Genomic DNA, 16,661 nt, shown 5'->3' on the forward strand with positions numbered 1-16,661 from the left:
ATTTGATACGTAATCAAACATACAAATACTACCGACATGGCACACATTCAATCGTTAAACGCAAGCCCGAAAGTATCGAAAAAAGTAAACGTAACGTACTGGATTTTAACTGGTTTATTTGCTTTTGTTATGACAGGCTCGGCTATACCGAACATACTGGTCAATTCTATGTCAGTGCAGGGGTTCAGCGAAATGGGCTATCCTACCTACATCATTCCCTTTCTGGGATGGGCCAAACTGCTGGGGTCGATTGCTATTCTGGTGCCTGGCTTTCCTCGTCTTAAGGAATGGGCGTATGCTGGTCTTATTTATGACCTACTGGGTGCTACGTATTCCGTCGCAAACAGCGGTAAAGATGTCAGCAACTGGGCGCCTATTTTTATCTTTGTGGCGTTAGGTTTTGCGTCATATGTCTTCTACCACAAAAAGTATAAAGCCAGCGCTACGTCCGAAGCAGCCCAGCCCGTTCGGCGTAGCCTGGGAGCAATAGCTTAAGCATCTTTCAGTAACGAAACTCTTTTCATCCCGAGGGCTTTAGTCTTTCGGGATTTTTTTGTTTTATAATTAGCCGACAAAACGTACTGATCCCTCGCTACGTAACGACATCGAGCAGTTGTGAAATTTATGGACTGCGGTTGGTAGCCTATTGACGATGTTCCTGCGCTACGTCATCGAATCGGCAACGTAACACCCAAACCCGACGCAGTGGCTGAGAGCAACAGCCGCTCCTGTTTATCGCCCCGATTCTTGAAAATGAGATAATTAACAACATCGAATACCAGCAGAAATGCTCCCTGCGCCATAATCGACGTACCATAACCACGTAGCTGGTCGGCATTGTCGGGATGGCTTACGGCTCGTTCCCGCAAGTAGGCACCACCGACTACGTAGGCAACATCCAGGCCCGCGTTGACCAGTAGAATCTGCTTCATGTTTTCGTGCTGCCGAACAGCGTCAGCCAGTGTCTCGGTTGTTGCGCTACGTTTCCGCGAACCCAGCAAACCAGCCCCTGCAATTCCCAGGTTGACCAGATTCCAGTAGACGTTCATCCGGTGAAAGTATTTCGTCTCGCCCGACGTCTGCCCCGCAGCTATACTACCCACCGCGATATTGGCAAGGGCGAAACTGCCCAGCGTCAGCCCGATGGTTTTCTGGTGTCTGATCCGTTGCGCGCTAAAATCCTGAAGTTCAGTTGAAGTTGTGCTACGTTGCGCTTGAGCAGCGTTGCCAAGTAGCAACGATCCAGCGGCCAACAAAAATTGTCGAAATGGGGTCATACGTAGCGCGGTTGGAAACGGCATTATGTACAAAACGCTACGTTCGATTAATAGTTTATAAACCTAGTTTTGCCCTGGAGCTGGCGTCGTTGATGTTGGTCAATTCCCGAACGTCGGTAACGGTCAATAATTCAATATCATTCTGAAGCAGAATCTTCCGTGGCGCATACTGTCCATTAGCAACTGCCTGATGCAGAATTGGCCCAATGGCGGGTTCATAAATACCCAGTAGTGGTTCGGGCAATTGGCCATCAGAATCATAAAAAACGGTTGCCATTTTTGCCTGATTTCGCCCTTTGACCAATACCTCGAGGGAATTAATGGTAAGCAGGGGCATATCGCAGGCAACGACCAACCAAGCTGCTTCGGGGTCATATTGAAAAGCAGACAGGATACCATTGAGCGGAGTTCCCAATTCGAATGCATCGACGATACGTAGCTGGCTGGAGTCGACCAAATCGGCAGCCTGTGCCGCGTTGACTGACCAGAATACAACACTGCAATAGGGACGTAGCAACTCCGTCAGGTGTTCGCGCTGTGGTTTTTCGTGATAACGTAGCAATGATTTATCCTCGCCCATGCGGGTGCTACGTCCACCTGTCAAAATGAGTCCGTTGAGTTTAGACATCGCGCCGAAAATCTCGTTTACCGCCTGTTTTTTCCATCAACTTCGTCTCTTTGATTACGATATCATGCGAAAACGCTTTGCACATATCGTAAATGGTCAATGCCGCCACGGAGGCTCCTACCAGCGCTTCCATTTCAACGCCGGTTTTCCCTTCGGTCGATACCAGGCAATCAACGATGGCGTCGGTGCCTTCGGTTGTGATGGTAATCTGGCAGTTATCCAACCCCAGCGAGTGGCAGAGCGGAATTAAATCGTCGGTACGCTTGGCGGCCATCGTACCCGCAATAATGGCAGTCTGAAAAACAGGGCCTTTTTTAGTGCTGATATCCGAACCGCTGAGGTGTTGCATAATATCAGGTCCCAGCGCAACCACCGTTTGAGCGCGGGCAGTTCGTCGGGTAACGACTTTGGCCCCTACATCAACCATGGATGGATTTCCTTCGGCATTAAGATGTGAAAAAGAAGGCATAATTGATCAATGATAAATAGATTGCGACTTCGGTGCCAAAATTGATCATTTATCATTCATAATTCATCATTGTTACCATGCTTTCCGTTGCCGACGCCTTCGCCATTACGCAGCAATATTTGCTTTCGCTACCGGACAAGACCATTTCGCTTATTGATGCACAGGGTCGTGTGTTACGTGAGTCCGTTTCCGCCGACCGCGATTTTCCGCCCTTCGACAGGGTAGCAATGGATGGTATCGCCATTCGCTTTGCCGACTACGAGGCTGGAGAACGCCAATTTCGGATCGTTGGTATGCAGCGGGCCGGTCAGCCTCAACAGACACTTAATGAGCCTAAGACCTGCCTTGAAGTAATGACGGGGGCTATACTTCCGGTAGGCGTTGATACGGTGGTTCGGTATGAAGATATACGTATCGCCGACGGAATGGCTCAAGTTACGATTGACGATGTTGAACCGGGGCAACACGTTCATCCTCAGGCTACCGACCGCCGGGCAGGTGCCGAATTACTACCTGTCGGTACGTTGCTGGGACCTTCTGAACTGGCGGTGGCGGCTTCGGTCGGGCAGGTGAACGTAACGGTGAGTGCCTTACCACGAATCGCCCTGATTTCTACCGGCGATGAACTGGTGGACATTGGTGATTCACCGCTTCCTTACCAGATTCGCCGTTCCAATACGTATATGCTCCGGGCAGCTCTGGCATCGCTGGGTATTGATGCATCCCTGCACCATATTATTGACGACGAAGCTGTTTTGACCGAACGATTGGCTACGTTACTTGCTGAACACGACATGCTTATTTTAAGTGGTGGCGTTTCGGCCGGGAAGGCGGACTTTGTCCCCGACGTATTGTCAAACCTTGGTGTGCAGAAGCGTTTCCATAAAATTGAACAACGTCCGGGCAAACCACTCTGGTTCGGAACGGCACCCGAGAAAGCGGTGTTTGCGCTCCCCGGCAATCCCGTATCAACCATCCTGTGCGCCTATCGTTACGTACTGCCGTATCTGCGGGCATCGCTGGGAATGGCTCCCGCGCCAATACGGTACGCCCAACTGGCTGAGTCCGTTACGTTCCGACCGCCGATTACGTATTTTCTGCCGGTACGTTTAACCTCGGAGCCAATCGGACAAACCCTCGCTCATCCACTTCCCGGCTCTGGTTCAGCCGACTTTGCTAATCTTCTGGCAGCTGACGGGTTTATGGAACTTCCCGCCGAACGGTCGGAATTTGGGGCAGGTGAAGCTTTTCAGGTATGGGAAACGTTGTAGATTACAACCAAAGACCATGCAGCTTTACTTAATACTCCGTTTGCTATGTAGCGATAGGTTACGTACCAAACGGACTGACTTATTCGCGTTTGGCTGCCGTTTTGGCTGGTTGATCAACAATTAAACCTTCGTCGGGTTTCCATTTGTCGTATTCCATATAACGAGCCGTTTGCGTGGCTACGACGAGTCCTTTGAGTTTCGCTACTACGTGCAAGGCACCATCGATACCCGCCGAAACTCCGGCCGTTGTAATGATCTGGCCATTGTCGACAAAGCGCGTATTCCGTAAAATTTTAGCGTTCGGCGTTGCTTTTTGTAATGGATCGATATAGCTATGGAACGTAGTAGCCTGCTTGCCATCCAACAAACCCGCTTTGGCTAACAAGCCGGCCCCCGTGCAGACAGAGAGCATAATTTCAGCTTGTTGCGCACTTGCTTTGATCCAGTTTATGAGCGTTTCGTTTTTTATAAAAGGAGCGGTTTGCCCTCCCGGCAACACTACGATATCCGGTTTCGGGCAGTCGGCAAGGCTGTAGTTCGGAATAATTTTGATGAATCCCTGACTGGTAATAGGCTCTTTAGTCAGTGAAACGGTGTACACGTTGAAGCCCTGCGTAGACGCAAACACTTCGCTTGGGCCCGAGAAATCCAGTACTTCAACGCCATCGTGAATAAAAATCGCTACGTTGCGTTTGCCCGTTTTTTGTGCCTTTTGTAAGGAGTCCATAAGTGAAATACGACGTTGGATTAATTTCATACCACAATGCCTGCAAATACCGGGTCCGTCGTGGCGTTCGAAATCGCACTCATTGCCACAAGGCTCACAGAAATAAGCCATTAAGTCTTCTTTTCGAGCGACTTTCTGGGCCTCAGCTCTAACAGGAGAGATGGTCAGCAGGCCAATCCACAAAAAAAAGCGGGTGAAGGTCATACCAATATTCATAAGCGGAATTAGTAAGGTGATCGTTTAGTGACTGTCCGGGAGCTTGATTTTTGCCAGATTCGGCGCAGTTGACGAGCATCCTGAAAACCGCATTTGGCGGCTATGGCTTCCATTGTCATGCCCGGATTATGTTGCAGGGTTCGTGCCAGTTCCAGACGTAGCTGGGTTGTATAATTATGAATCGTCGTACCTGTTTCTTTCCGAAATGTGCGCGTCAGATTACGGGTACTCATGTTGGCAATTTCAGCCAATTCGTCCAGCGTTGCTTTGGCTTCCAGATTGGCAATCAGCCAGTCCTGCATCTGATGAATGGCCACATTCATGTGATTTCGGTAATCGAGGTAAACGCTTTGCTGGGAATGTTCAGCGCCCCGCCGAAAATAAACCACTAATTCGCGGGCTATTTTTGTGGCAAACAAGGCTCCATGATTCTCTTCAATAATGGCTAAACTCAAGTCGATACCGGCGGTGATTCCTGCGCTTGTATAGATAGTACCATCTTTTACAAACAAACGGTCATATTGGGCCATCATGTGAGGGTACGTGTTCTGTAGTTCTTCAACCCGTTTCCAATGGGTTGTGCATTTTCGGCCATCAAGCAAACCAGCCTGAGCCAGCGTGAAGGCTCCGGTACAAATCGAACACAGAGTTACCCCTTTCGCATGCTGATGACGGAGCCAGTCAAAGAAACTGGTTTCGTTTTTAAACTCAGCCGACCGAATATAGGCCATATCCATACCCGGCAGAAAAATATAGTCGCCAGGATGTGTTTGCAGATTATCGTATTGTGTAACAGTAGTAAAACCTAATCCGGCCGAACTGGTAACAGGGCTCTTGAACGAGCAGTATGTCAGCTGATAAGGGGCACCATATTCAACAGCTTCGTAAAAAACCTGGATTGGGCCCGTCAGATCCAGAACGTGTACATATGGCGGAACAACAAAAATTACCTGTGCAATACGCGTCATTGGTCAGCAAATTCGGTTTGTAAAATTAGGCAGCAAATTAAGCACACATGAGACTTCTACCGGACATTTCAGGCCACATTCACAACTAGCCTGAACATGCTCTTTTCCTGAATTCCCGCCGAAAATCCGTATCTTTGCTGTCCATTCACTGCTTATGAACGCTACGTTTGCCAACGACATTTTCCGTCAGAGCATTCAGGATTATCACCTGACCGATCACGTCGATACACCCATTAAAAATCCGTATTCAGACAACGGTATCTCCTTTTTGCTGTATCAGAAAAACTGGATTGATACGGTTCAGTGGCACCTCGAAGACATCATTCGCAGCCCAACGATCAGCCCGGATGAGCTGGTAGCGATTAAACGTCGGATTGATCAGTCGAATCAGGACAGAACGGATACTGTGGAGTTGATAGACAGTTGGTTTGTCGATTTATATGCCGGGATTGCAGTTAAGCCCGAAGCCCGGATGAATTCGGAAACACCCGCCTGGCTTCTAGACAGGATGTCGATTCTTCAGCTTAAACTATACCACTTTCGGGAACAGGTTGAACGCCCATCGGTTTCAGACGAACACCGTCAGAAAGCCAGTCTAAAACTCGACGTATTGCTCGAACAGGAAAGTGATCTGGCCCGCTGCTTCGATGAACTCCAAGAGGACATTCAACAGGGTAATCGTTACGTTAAAGTTTACCGGCAGATGAAAATGTATAACGACCCAACGCTGAATCCGGTACTTTACAACGATAAATGATAAGAGATGAACGATGCGTTTATTGACGCATATATTTGTTGATTGCGTTAGCAAACCCATCATTCATCCCTCTACGTTCATCCCTTATTAATTTTTCTTTTGAAAAAAAGCCTGCTCCTCCTTCGGTTTTCGGCTATGGGCGACGTAGCGTTGCTGGCGCCTGTTGTGCAGGCTTTCACGCAGCGTTACCCGGATATACCTATAACGTTGGTTACGAGGGGCCGTTTTCGTGTTTTTTTCGAAGGGTTTTCCAACGTTACCGTCGTAAGTGCCGATTTTACAGGTCGCCACAAGGGGTTTGCAGGACTGGTTCGCCTATTTCGGGAATTACAACAGAAGAGTCCGTATGCGCTAATTGTTGATGTTCATCAAAACCTACGTACCACCGTACTAAAAAGCCTGTTTCGGCTGGTCGGCGTTACGTCGGTGACGATTGAGAAAGGGCGTGCCGAGAAAAAAGCGCTGACACGCAAAGAAAACAAGATACGTCTCCCATTACCCCACAGTGTAGAACGTTACGTCCAAACCTTCGAGGAAGCCGGATTTTCCCTACAACCTGCTCGCCCCTTTCAGTTTCCGACTTATGTCTCCGCAGAAGACGAACTTCAACATTTTCTTGGTAAACAGCTGATTCCAGACAACGTACCGTGGTTAGGAATAGCGCCGTTTGCTCAGCATCGCCAGAAAATGTGGCCTTTTGAACGATTTGAGCCACTTGTCGAGGCACTGCTACTTCACCAGCCACTTGCTATTTTTCTGTTCGGTGGTGGAGCTTCCGAAGTCGCTCAGTTGGAAACGCTGAAGCAGAAATTCCCACAAGTTGTCTTAGTAGCCGGTCAACTTTCTCTATCAGCTGAACTGGCGCTGCTACGTCGACTTAAGGGTATGGTTTGCATGGATTCGGGGAATATGCACCTGGCCGCACTGAGTGGCGTACCTGTTCTCTCAATCTGGGGAGCCACGCACCCTGACGCTGGTTTCGGGCCATGGGGACAGGGCGAAGAAGCTATTCTCCAGATTCCGGCCGACGTATTGACCTGCCGCCCATGTTCTGTTTTTGGCAATAAACCTTGTTGGCGGGGCGATTTAGCCTGCTTATATGATATTTCCGTGCAGAACGTAGCAGAGCGCGTGCAGCAGATGATAGCCCGTGATTAAGTAAGTTTCTCTCGCAAAATTTGTAGAATTAACTCCTGCCCTACTTTTAGGCCAGCAATATCCTGCTTCATTCCAGTCATTGCCTGTTTCATTCCATTCATCTCATCGCGCATTTGATTCTGACTTTCTTCGAGCCGCTCAAAACCGATATCAACTTTGCGATTAAGTTGATGTAAGCGTTCATTAGTTGCATCGGAAGCGTCGGCGAGTCGGATAAGTTCCCGGCGCATTGCCGCTTGCTCCTGCTTGACCTCAAGAAATCCCTGTTGCGTATCGACGGTAAGTTTTGCTACCGCTTTTGCAATTGATTCCGCCTGTTTGCCCTGATCTACCGTCAGGGCTTCTAACTGTTGTACGCGTTGTTCCAGATACATACGTCAAATAGCTTATTTCCAAGCGTTGAGCGCGCCTGTAACTCATCCCTTTTTACGATGAAACTCGGCTTTCGTCACTACTTTTCGGTGGAAATTTTGCTCTTTTAAACCAACTAGCTGAATCTCAATCAAAATTTTTCTTTTTTGTCCGCAATTCTTTCACGTCAAAATCGAACGGGAGGTTGTTCATGCATTTGAAGTGTTTCATGGGACAATTTCCGAAACCAGTAGCCGAACAGGGACGGCAACCCAGGCCCGGAGTTTCGAGCCGAACGTGTGGGGTTTTATAAGGGTAGAAACCAAGTTGCGGGGAAGAGCTTCCCCAAATCGAATACACTTTTTTCCCGAAAGCAGCCGCAATGTGCATTAATCCAGTATCGTGGCTAAACACAACGCGTGCCTGTTGCAGTATTGATGCCGATTGATTCAGATTATAATGCCCACAAGCATTGTAGACGTATCGCTCTCCAATAGCCCGTACGATTTCATCGCCCGCCTGTCGGTCGTTTTTATCGCCCACTAACACAATCGGGTAATTGATTTTCAGGCAAAGTTCAATCATTCGCATGACGGGCATCCGGCGCGTAAAACTCTGCCCACCAATGGCATAAGCAACAAAATCCTGCCGATGCGTTTCGGGTAGCCAGTCCGTTTCAACCTCGTCTTTATACGGAACGAAGTAATCCAGACCCATGCCGTCATTTTCAACGCCCAGTGGGTGTACGGCCGTAAAATACCGATCTACTACGTGTTGATCAGGCATGGCATTCACTTTACACCGAACGTAGAGCCATTGGCGTAGTCTCTGATTTTCGACAGTAAAGGATTTACATCCCAACGCAATTCTTATAAATCCGGTAACAAAGGAATTTTGTAAATCGACAACGTAATCAAACTGTTCAGCCCGGAGCTGTCGAATGAACGTCAATACACTGCCATCGAGGTAATGTCGTCTCGTTACATTGGGATTGTAATCGATAATTGGCTGAAAATCGCGTGATGTGCAGAAATGAATCTCAGCAGCAGGGAGTTGCCGTTTTAAACAACGAATGACGGGTGTTGTTAGCACTACGTCGCCAATAGACGCGAATTGTAACAGGGCTATTTTAACGGGGCGCGTCATGTTGTTCACATTTACACAAATTTATTTTATTTATTCTCAATCACAAAAAGCAGTTTCCAGCCAATAATTCGCCGTCAAAACTGCCACCAACGAGGTTGGATAGGTGTTCGGTAAAGACTATTCTCACAAACAAAACAGGGCGATCGGTCTGGTATAGTTACAACCGGATCTAAGTCTGGTATACCTTCTCCCGCACTTCGGTCAACATAAATATATTGTTCAGAAAGGCCCGCTGCCCCAAAATAACCATAAACAACAGTTCCAGGATCATTCGTACAGTGTAGGTTACCACGTACCGTTGATGGCGCTGTGTCGAACAGTCCGCCCGTGTTGTTGACTAGCCCTTTTACACTTTTCCAAAAATCGTAAGCGCCTTTACTGATGGACTGTTGCTGTACTTCAAGGTAATAGCGACTCTTTGATTTATAAGGTACCCGCATAATAAACTGTCGGCTAATGGCATTTCCATTGACATTGGCATCGGAGCTGACATTGATGCACGAGTAACAGCGGTTTATATTCCAGCAGTTTGAGCAGCACCCTAAGCCAGTCAGTGTGCCGTCGAGCGCGTCCTTTATAAAGCAAACGCTCGTAAATTCATAGTTTGCCCAGTCCCATCGGTAATAATTTCCCGTCGTTTCAGGGTCTTTAGCATCTATGTACACATTCCATCCCTGACTTTTTGCCGTAGATAAAGCCCCTGACTCTTTGGTATATTCATAATACACTTTCTGAATGGGAACGCCAGGGGGCAATACTTCCGGTTCTGATTCATATTTTTTGCCAGCTTTTGTCTGAATAATCAACTTGTAGCTGCGACCCACCACGCCCCGAATGCCCGTAGCACTGGTCTGATAGACGCCCCCTCCAGCCGTCATTTCCTTTAACGTTTCGCGATTGCCTAGGTTATCTTCAATCGTCACCGTAGCGCCTGTTTCGAGTAGGTTCAAACTTTTGTAGGAGTAATCCGCCGTCCGGGTAAGCTTAACGGTATAAGGGCCAGGCTGATCGGTAATTTGCCCTTCTACAATCAGCGACGAAGGTATACTGATGCTATCCGGCTGAAACTCAGTTACGCAGGCAACCATCAGAAAAATAAACAAAACAAGTGGTGTATAGGCCAGTGCGCGACGTTTCATCAGAATTTAAAATTATAGGTCAGCGACGGAAAAGCCGTTCCAAAAATTGATAGCTTGTATGCATCAGAAAATGACGCCGGACTCAGTTTATAAAAAATGGAGTAGGCATTTTTGTGAGCGTAGACGTTGTAAACGGAGAAAACCCAACTGCTCTGATTTCGTTTTTTCTTAAGCGGATTTTGCTCGAACGTCATCGAAAAATCGAGTCGGTGATAATCGGGCACCCGCTGCTGATTCCGGTCAAGGTAAATCGGGACACGTATCCCACCAATCCGTGCAATTGCCGATGGTTGTGTTGTTGGCCGGCCGGTGCTATATGTAAAATTCAATGACATACTGAACCAGGAAGTCGGTCGATGGGTCGCCAGGATGTTCAGCGTGTGTGGTTTATCATAATTGGCCGGATAGGGATTTCCGTTATTAACGCGCTCATCGGCATAAGGACTCGTCATGGTCAGAAGTGTTCGGGCGTAGGTGTAACTCACGAATCCCGTCCACCGACCTTTATTTTTACGGAATAATCCCTCAAATCCGTAGGCCTGCCCCCTGCCCTGCACAATCTGCGTTTCAACGGCCTGGGCCAGCTGCAATTCGGCACCATCCCGATAATCGATGGCATTGGTGAGGGTTTTGTAATATATTTCCCCCGATGCTTCAATATCATTATCAGCGGTATTCCGGAAATAACCCAGCGACCATTGATCGGCAATAACGGGTTTCGTATACGTATCACTCAGATGCCAGCGCGAAGTCGGTAAGGCCGCAGTGGTATTCGTAACCTGCTGAATGTATTGCCGTAATCGACTGTAACCCGCCTTTACCGACTGCCCCTCTGCCAGCGACCAACGTATCGCCAATCGAGGCTCCAGTCCACCCATTGTGTTATAAATCTTGCCTGCTTCGTAGTTTTTTGTCGATACCACCGTTTCGTCCTGCCGGGGCGAATTTTCGGTATAGGAACGTACCGTAGCTGGCCCACGATTCAAAAGCGCGGAGTAACGTAATCCGGCGATTACCGCTACGTTCGCATTTACTTTCCATTCGTCCTGCACATAAGCAGCGAGTTCGTAAGCACGCTCCCGCGCCAGATCGATCGGCAGTACGTTTGACATCGGGCCGGGAATTCGGGTGTTGGGCTGAACGTAGTAATCAATAAAACTCAGACCTGCCTGCCACTGATGGGTTTCGCTGGGCGTAAATGTCAGATCCGTCTTAAGTTGGCGATGCCAGACTCCTGATTTCAAATTGAACGCGTTCGCTGAATCGGACGACGACAGATCAGCCTCATATTGGCTTAAGATAGCCGCCGTTGCCAGATTTAATTGTTTGCTCATGAAGTAGTTCCAACGTAGCGACGCAGTTGTGGTCTGGTAATTGAATTGCGTCGATGAGGCATTGATTTCCTGCCCGGAAAGGGAGTCGGATGCCAGTTTAAAAACGTCGGTACTACGATAACCTGTGAACGTGATGGTATGCTTTTCGTTCAGCTGATACTTCAGTTTGGTTGTTAGGTCGTAGAAGTTTGCCTTTGTATCCTTCAGGTTAGGTGGTGCCAGCTTAAACAGAAAATCATTGAACGAAACACGGGCAGCCGCCAGAAACGACAACTTATTTTTGACAATTGGTCCCTCAACGCCCAACCGACTCGAAATGATGCCGATACCACCGTTGACACCCCATTTCTGCATATCGGGTTCCTTGATTTTCACGTCCAGCACCGACGAAGCCCGGCCACCAAATGCAGGCGAAACGCCCCCTCGGTTCAGTGTTACGTCGCGCACTACGTCGGGATTGAATACCGAGAAAAAACCCATCAGGTGACTCGAATTAAAGACCGGCGCATCGTCAAACAGAATCAGGTTCTGATCGGCACTCCCCCCCCGCACGTTGAATCCCGGTGCCCCCTCACCTACTGTTGTGACACCAGGCAATAACAGCAAACTACGCACAATGTCGATTTCACCCATCAGGGGTGGAATGCGTCGGATGCTACGTATCGTCAGCTGCGACACTCCGATTTCAACTTTCTTTACATTACGATCGGGAGCTTCGCTGGTGACGACAACCTCTTCCAAATCTTTGGAGTCGTCTTCCATCACGATTTCCCGAAAAAGCGTTTTTTGTAGGGATATCGTATCCTGACGGGGTCGGTAACCGACGTGAGTAAACCGTAAAATATAATCGCCGGGCTGAAGTTGAATGACGTAAAAACCATCTTTCGCCGTTACGTATCCTTTCGATACGTTCAGCACAACGATATTCACGCCCTGAATCGGTTTACCCGTTTTAGCATCTCGCACATAACCCGTCGCCGAGAACGTATTAACCGACGTTTTCGGCTTGACTACTGACTGAGTTTTCCCTTCGTTGAGTAAGCAGATCGACAAAATTAGTACACACAATAAGCGCATAGAAACGGGTTTAGAAAGCCGTTGAAAATTGTCATGTTAAGTAAATGATGTCGGTTAGTTTTAAAGCAAAGCCACACTGCACTTCAGCAAACTGCTTCGCTTAGACTTCGAGTTAAGGTCCTAATCTTAAAAGATTTACTTTAGTATATTTACCCTATCAAATGAGTCATTAATGATGAATTAATGCCCATTTGCCTTACTTAGATATCTGTTCCCGGCGCTGTTGCAGATACGTTGTCATTTCTTCCAGCGTCAACGCATTGAATGTCATCCCTTTGGTCAGTCCACCTTTACGCCCAATGGCAACACCATAATGCATATCGAGCAGGCCCTCCAGGTCGTGGGCGTCGGGGTTGATACTGAGTTTAACGCCCTGCTGCATGGCGTAATCAATCCACCGCCAGTCGATGTCGAGCCGGTAGGGGCTGGCGTTGATTTCGATCACTACGTTGTGTTCGGCGCAGGCGTCGATAATGGCGCGGTGGTCGATGGGATAACCTTCGCGCGCCAGCAACAATCTGCCCGTCGGGTGCCCTAGAATGGTCGTATACGGATTCTCGATGGCACGTAGCAACCGCGTCGTCGCTTTTTCGAGCGACATGGTCAGCGTCTGGTGAACGGATGCCACTACGTAGTCGAACGTAGCTAACGTAGCGTCGTCATAATCCAGCGAACCATCGCCCAGAATATCGGATTCGATGCCTTTAAAAATACGGAACGTATCGCCAAATCCTTCGTTCAGTTTATCGATTTCAACCTGCTGTTGCTGAACCCGTTCTACGTCGAGACCATTGGCATACGTAGCGGTTTTTGAGTGATCGGCGATACCGAAATACGTAAGGCCAAGCTCCCGACAGTAAGCCGCCATATCGGCAACCGATTGTTTTCCATCCGACCACGTACTATGGTTATGCAACGTACCGCGCAAATCGTCCCAGGTTACCAGTTCATCGGTTTGGTGGCGGCTGGCCCAGCGAAATGCAAAATCATCTTCACGCATTTCCGGTACGATGTATGGCAAACCAGCCCGTGAGTAAATGGCCTTTTCTACGTCCTCGGTGGCGGCCTCCGTTACTTCCGAAACCACACTCGTATAAGCAACCTCCAACAACGACGCTCCACCATTGCCGACCTGCTGCAAATGCGGTTCGGACGCCGTTTGGATAAATAGCTGTCGGTTCATTTGCTCAGCCGGATAAAATAATAGCTCTACCTGAACATCGAATTTCATAAACTGACCCCGCCAGGCAAAGGGCGACGACTCAGCTTCGTTTTGCGTCAATGTCGGCAAGTTGTTCAGACTGAGCATGGCCGAAAGCGGGTCGTTTGTTTGTACGAGCAGTTGTACCGTGTCAACCTCCTGCGCTTTCCGGCGCACCTGCCCACTGATCTCAACGCGATCGAATAGTTTAGCCAGCTCTTCGTGCAACAGATTGGCAATCATGGCCGCTTTATCCATGCGTACTTTGCCCTGTTGTTCGTGCAAAAACTCCAGCGCAGCCAGAATTTTTTCCTGCGTACTTGCACCGAATCCTTTGATTTTGGCAATCTCGCCGTTTTCGCCCGCTCGTTGCAGATCCTGCAGGTTATCGATACCCAACTCGTGCCAGAGCGTACGTACTTTCTTAACACCCAATCCTTTAATTCGGAACATATCCAACACACCCTCAGGCGTTTGCGCCAACAGTTCATCGAGATCGGTCAGGCGACCGGTGTCGGCAATTTCGCGGATTTTCTGCGCTACGGATTTTCCAACGCCCTGTAATTTGATCAGTTCTTCGACGGGTAGATTGGCTAAATCAGCCGTTGATTTATCCAGATTAAAGGCAGCTGTCTGAAACGAACGGGTTTTAAAAGCGTCGCGGTCGTGGAGTTCCATCAAACGGCCCGTCAATTCGAGCAGGTCAACAATTTCGGCGTTGGTCATAAAAAAATGGTCATTTACTCCGCAAGTTAGGGAATTGGTCGGATAGCCCGATGCCTGCGGAATGTGCCACTCTATCTTTACTTCACAAACCCGCTCAAACCGATGTTAACCGACCTGATTCACTCGCCCGCTGGTGCCCTTCACCTCTATGCTGCCTTGGCGGCTTTAGTGCTGGGAACCTGCGTTTTACTACTACCTAAAGGCAGTAAAACGCACAAACAGGTAGGCTATGGCTACGTAGTGGCTATGATTCTGGTGAACGTAACGGCGTTTATGCTTTATAATCTGTTTGGCAAATTTGGCCCGTTTCACGTGGCAGCTCTGTTCAGCGGACTGTCCATTATCGGCGGTATGCTGCCCATCATTTTCCGACGCTACGTACCGGGCTGGTTCTACTACCACTATTATTTCATGAACTGGTCGGTAGTGGGGCTATATGCCGCATTCTGGGCCGAAACACTCGTACGGCTTTTCCCGATGCAGCAGTTCTGGCCGGTCGTTGTCGCGGCCACCAGCCTAACGGCTTTTATGGGAACCTATCTCATAAACCGGAACAAGACTAAGTTCTTCGACAAGTATATTCCTAAACCGAAACCAATAATCTAAACTAAACAACTTTCACCAAGATGGAAACCTCACAAACAACCCCCAACCGAGATCCTTATATCTGGAAACAAGCTAAAGCACGGGTAGGCTTCAAAATGCATCTGCGTACTTACCTACTTGTCAATGCTGGTCTCTGGCTCATCTGGACGGCTACCAATTTTGCCTTTCGCGCAGACCATTCAGGTAACATTTTTCCCTGGCCTATATTTCCACTTATTGGCTGGGGCATTGGTTTGGCTTCCCACTACTTTCATGTCTATCAACGAGTTAGCGAACGTAGCCTGATTGAAGAAGAGTATCAAAAACTCATTAGTCGCTAATTAACTGGCAGGCACTACGTCCAATCTCACCATCACAATACGTCAGTACGTATCATGACACATCAGAAAGCCCTTATTATTGGCTGTGGCATTTCCGGCCCGGTGCTGGCTTTATTCCTGAAACAAATTGGTATTGAGTCGATTATTTACGAGGCCAATTCGACCTACCGCGATGAAGCCGGTGCGTTTCTGGGCGTTACGCCAAATGGCCTGAACGTATTGAAGGAATTTATGCCTTTGGATTCCATTTTGACAGAGTTTACGCCGGGAAAAATGACGTTTTACAATGCAAAAAATAAAAGCATTGGCGAAATCGACAATGCGGATCAACCGGAACGTTACGGGGCTCAAACGGTTCAGTTAAAACGTGGTTTGCTCAATAAAGCAATACGTCAGGTAGCTATCGATAATGGTATCAGAATCGAGCTTGGAAAAAAGTTGACATACATTACACAAACAGATAAAACAGCCACCGCATTTTTTGATGATGGCACTCACATCTCAGCGGATTTCATTATCGGCTGCGATGGTATTCATTCCGCAACACGTAACGCTATTTTTCCTGATACACCAGCGCTGAAATACACAGGATTACTATCGACCGGTGGCTTTTCTAAACTGAAAAATGTAAACGATTTATACGGTTCGATTCGGATGACTTTTGGCGAACGGGCATTTTTTGCTTATGCCATTTCTAATACGGGCGATGTATGGTGGTTCAATAATATTTCCCAGGAAAAAGAACCGGAACGTAATGAATTATCAGGAATCGAACTAGATCAGCTAAAAGCAAAACTTTTTGCCCTTCACCAAAACGATCCCGCACCCATCGCCGATATCATTAAATCAGCGCAAAAAATCGAAATTTACCCGGTTTACGACATCCCTTTTTTGAAACAATGGTACAAAGGCCGCGTGTGTCTTCTTGGCGACGCAGCGCATGCAACGGCCCCTCATATTGGCCAGGGCGCTTCATTAGCGCTCGAAGATGGTATTGTACTGGCCAAATGTCTTCGGGATTTACCAGACTTGTCCACGGCATTTGCTACGTTCCAGTCACTACGTCAGGAGCGGGTGCAGAAAATTGTAAAAGAAGCGCGAAAAGTGGGTGATACGAAAACGGTTCCGAATAAAATTCAGCAATTTTTTAGAGATTTATTACTGCCCTATTTCGTAAAATTTGAAGCAAAAAAAATGGACTGGGTTTATTCATATAAAACAAACTGGGAAGAGATAATAAATAAAGTATGATGTAAGAAGTATGATATATGCAGGTCCATATATCGTACT

17 protein-coding genes are annotated in these 16,661 nt (G+C 48.0%); 7 read left to right on the forward strand and 10 right to left on the reverse strand.

Annotation, left to right across the window (positions count from 1 at the left end; all coding sequences use genetic code 11):
• Window positions 1–36: 36 nt before the first annotated feature.
• Entirely contained in the window at window positions 37–495 is a 459-nt protein-coding gene (locus ACYVF1_RS11340) for a DoxX family protein (RefSeq protein ID WP_461078689.1), read from the forward strand.
• 173 nt (window positions 496–668) lie between these two features.
• Here ACYVF1_RS11340 and ACYVF1_RS11345 read toward each other — a convergent pair whose 3' ends face one another.
• The 3 genes from ACYVF1_RS11345 to moaC are packed head-to-tail and all read right to left on the reverse strand — an operon-like array spanning window position 669 to window position 2,374.
• Complete coding sequence (locus ACYVF1_RS11345) at window positions 669–1,277, reverse strand: DUF6992 family protein (protein WP_461078691.1); 609 nt, start codon at window positions 1,275–1,277, stop codon at window positions 669–671.
• Between the two features lie 55 nt (window positions 1,278–1,332).
• A complete protein-coding gene (locus ACYVF1_RS11350; protein WP_461078693.1) occupies window positions 1,333–1,905 on the reverse strand; it encodes an NTP transferase domain-containing protein in 573 nt (190 codons plus the stop codon).
• The gene (gene moaC / locus ACYVF1_RS11355; RefSeq protein ID WP_461078695.1) at window positions 1,898–2,374 is read right to left on the reverse strand and encodes a cyclic pyranopterin monophosphate synthase MoaC; all 477 of its coding nucleotides are present in this window, start codon (window positions 2,372–2,374) and stop codon (window positions 1,898–1,900) included. The genes ACYVF1_RS11350 and moaC overlap by 8 nt, the downstream gene beginning before the upstream one ends.
• A gap of 77 nt (window positions 2,375–2,451) precedes the next feature.
• Between moaC and ACYVF1_RS11360 the strand changes: the two genes are divergently transcribed.
• Entirely contained in the window at window positions 2,452–3,645 is a 1,194-nt protein-coding gene (locus tag ACYVF1_RS11360; RefSeq protein WP_461078697.1) for a molybdopterin molybdotransferase MoeA, read from the forward strand.
• A 79-nt stretch (window positions 3,646–3,724) separates the two neighbouring features.
• Here ACYVF1_RS11360 and ACYVF1_RS11365 read toward each other — a convergent pair whose 3' ends face one another.
• Together ACYVF1_RS11365 and ACYVF1_RS11370 are read right to left on the reverse strand one after the other, a co-directional pair.
• A complete protein-coding gene (locus ACYVF1_RS11365) occupies window positions 3,725–4,372 on the reverse strand; it encodes a DJ-1/PfpI family protein (protein ID WP_461078699.1) in 648 nt (215 codons plus the stop codon).
• 224 nt (window positions 4,373–4,596) lie between these two features.
• Window positions 4,597–5,556, reverse strand: coding sequence for a GlxA family transcriptional regulator (locus tag ACYVF1_RS11370; RefSeq protein WP_461078701.1), 960 nt, complete (start codon window positions 5,554–5,556; stop codon window positions 4,597–4,599).
• Between the two features lie 154 nt (window positions 5,557–5,710).
• Between ACYVF1_RS11370 and ACYVF1_RS11375 the strand changes: the two genes are divergently transcribed.
• Both ACYVF1_RS11375 and ACYVF1_RS11380 read left to right on the forward strand, forming a co-directional pair.
• A complete protein-coding gene (locus tag ACYVF1_RS11375) occupies window positions 5,711–6,313 on the forward strand; it encodes a DUF4254 domain-containing protein (RefSeq protein ID WP_461078703.1) in 603 nt (200 codons plus the stop codon).
• A 99-nt stretch (window positions 6,314–6,412) separates the two neighbouring features.
• Window positions 6,413–7,471 (forward strand): glycosyltransferase family 9 protein, encoded by a 1,059-nt coding sequence (locus ACYVF1_RS11380; RefSeq protein WP_461078705.1) that lies wholly within the window; start codon window positions 6,413–6,415, stop codon window positions 7,469–7,471.
• Here the strand turns inward: ACYVF1_RS11380 and ACYVF1_RS11385 are convergent.
• The 5 genes from ACYVF1_RS11385 to ACYVF1_RS11405 form a co-directional block, all read right to left on the reverse strand.
• Complete coding sequence (locus tag ACYVF1_RS11385; protein WP_461078707.1) at window positions 7,468–7,845, reverse strand: hypothetical protein; 378 nt, start codon at window positions 7,843–7,845, stop codon at window positions 7,468–7,470. The genes ACYVF1_RS11380 and ACYVF1_RS11385 overlap by 4 nt on opposite strands.
• Before the next feature lie 124 nt (window positions 7,846–7,969).
• On the reverse strand, window positions 7,970–8,968 hold the full coding sequence (locus ACYVF1_RS11390; RefSeq protein WP_461078709.1) for a glycosyltransferase family 9 protein: 999 nt from the start codon (window positions 8,966–8,968) through the stop codon (window positions 7,970–7,972).
• A 74-nt stretch (window positions 8,969–9,042) separates the two neighbouring features.
• The gene (locus ACYVF1_RS11395) at window positions 9,043–10,107 is read right to left on the reverse strand and encodes a DUF4249 domain-containing protein (RefSeq protein ID WP_461078711.1); all 1,065 of its coding nucleotides are present in this window, start codon (window positions 10,105–10,107) and stop codon (window positions 9,043–9,045) included.
• Complete coding sequence (locus ACYVF1_RS11400; protein ID WP_461078713.1) at window positions 10,107–12,518, reverse strand: TonB-dependent receptor; 2,412 nt, start codon at window positions 12,516–12,518, stop codon at window positions 10,107–10,109. The genes ACYVF1_RS11395 and ACYVF1_RS11400 overlap by 1 nt, the downstream gene beginning before the upstream one ends.
• Before the next feature lie 196 nt (window positions 12,519–12,714).
• Window positions 12,715–14,445, reverse strand: a complete 1,731-nt coding sequence (locus ACYVF1_RS11405) for a helix-hairpin-helix domain-containing protein (protein WP_461078715.1) — start codon at window positions 14,443–14,445, stop codon at window positions 12,715–12,717.
• A gap of 63 nt (window positions 14,446–14,508) precedes the next feature.
• Between ACYVF1_RS11405 and ACYVF1_RS11410 the strand changes: the two genes are divergently transcribed.
• The 3 genes from ACYVF1_RS11410 to ACYVF1_RS11420 are packed head-to-tail and all read left to right on the forward strand — an operon-like array spanning window position 14,509 to window position 16,622.
• Entirely contained in the window at window positions 14,509–15,051 is a 543-nt protein-coding gene (locus tag ACYVF1_RS11410; RefSeq protein WP_461078717.1) for a DUF2306 domain-containing protein, read from the forward strand.
• Between the two features lie 20 nt (window positions 15,052–15,071).
• Complete coding sequence (locus ACYVF1_RS11415; protein ID WP_461078719.1) at window positions 15,072–15,371, forward strand: 2TM domain-containing protein; 300 nt, start codon at window positions 15,072–15,074, stop codon at window positions 15,369–15,371.
• A 54-nt stretch (window positions 15,372–15,425) separates the two neighbouring features.
• A complete protein-coding gene (locus ACYVF1_RS11420) occupies window positions 15,426–16,622 on the forward strand; it encodes an FAD-dependent oxidoreductase (RefSeq protein ID WP_461078721.1) in 1,197 nt (398 codons plus the stop codon).
• Window positions 16,623–16,661 lie beyond the last annotated feature (39 nt).

This window comes from Spirosoma flavus, from assembly GCF_054778555.1.

Bases quoted from the DNA above. Each gene is read 5' to 3' on its own strand.
- ACYVF1_RS11340 (WP_461078689.1), top strand. From the start codon at position 37: ATGGCACACATTCAATCGTTAAACGCAAGCCCGAAAGTATCGAAAAAA.
- ACYVF1_RS11360 (WP_461078697.1), top strand. From the start codon at position 2,452: ATGCTTTCCGTTGCCGACGCCTTCGCCATTACGCAGCAATATTTGCTT.
- ACYVF1_RS11370 (WP_461078701.1), bottom strand. From the start codon at position 5,556: ATGACGCGTATTGCACAGGTAATTTTTGTTGTTCCGCCATATGTACAC.
- ACYVF1_RS11385 (WP_461078707.1), bottom strand. From the start codon at position 7,845: ATGTATCTGGAACAACGCGTACAACAGTTAGAAGCCCTGACGGTAGAT.
- ACYVF1_RS11390 (WP_461078709.1), bottom strand. From the start codon at position 8,968: ATGACGCGCCCCGTTAAAATAGCCCTGTTACAATTCGCGTCTATTGGC.
- moaC (WP_461078695.1), bottom strand. From the start codon at position 2,374: ATGCCTTCTTTTTCACATCTTAATGCCGAAGGAAATCCATCCATGGTT.
- ACYVF1_RS11365 (WP_461078699.1), bottom strand. From the start codon at position 4,372: ATGGACTCCTTACAAAAGGCACAAAAAACGGGCAAACGCAACGTAGCG.
- ACYVF1_RS11395 (WP_461078711.1), bottom strand. From the start codon at position 10,107: ATGAAACGTCGCGCACTGGCCTATACACCACTTGTTTTGTTTATTTTT.
- ACYVF1_RS11400 (WP_461078713.1), bottom strand. From the start codon at position 12,518: ATGCGCTTATTGTGTGTACTAATTTTGTCGATCTGCTTACTCAACGAA.
- ACYVF1_RS11405 (WP_461078715.1), bottom strand. From the start codon at position 14,445: ATGACCAACGCCGAAATTGTTGACCTGCTCGAATTGACGGGCCGTTTG.
- ACYVF1_RS11375 (WP_461078703.1), top strand. From the start codon at position 5,711: ATGAACGCTACGTTTGCCAACGACATTTTCCGTCAGAGCATTCAGGAT.
- ACYVF1_RS11420 (WP_461078721.1), top strand. From the start codon at position 15,426: ATGACACATCAGAAAGCCCTTATTATTGGCTGTGGCATTTCCGGCCCG.
- ACYVF1_RS11415 (WP_461078719.1), top strand. From the start codon at position 15,072: ATGGAAACCTCACAAACAACCCCCAACCGAGATCCTTATATCTGGAAA.
- ACYVF1_RS11350 (WP_461078693.1), bottom strand. From the start codon at position 1,905: ATGTCTAAACTCAACGGACTCATTTTGACAGGTGGACGTAGCACCCGC.
- ACYVF1_RS11345 (WP_461078691.1), bottom strand. From the start codon at position 1,277: ATGACCCCATTTCGACAATTTTTGTTGGCCGCTGGATCGTTGCTACTT.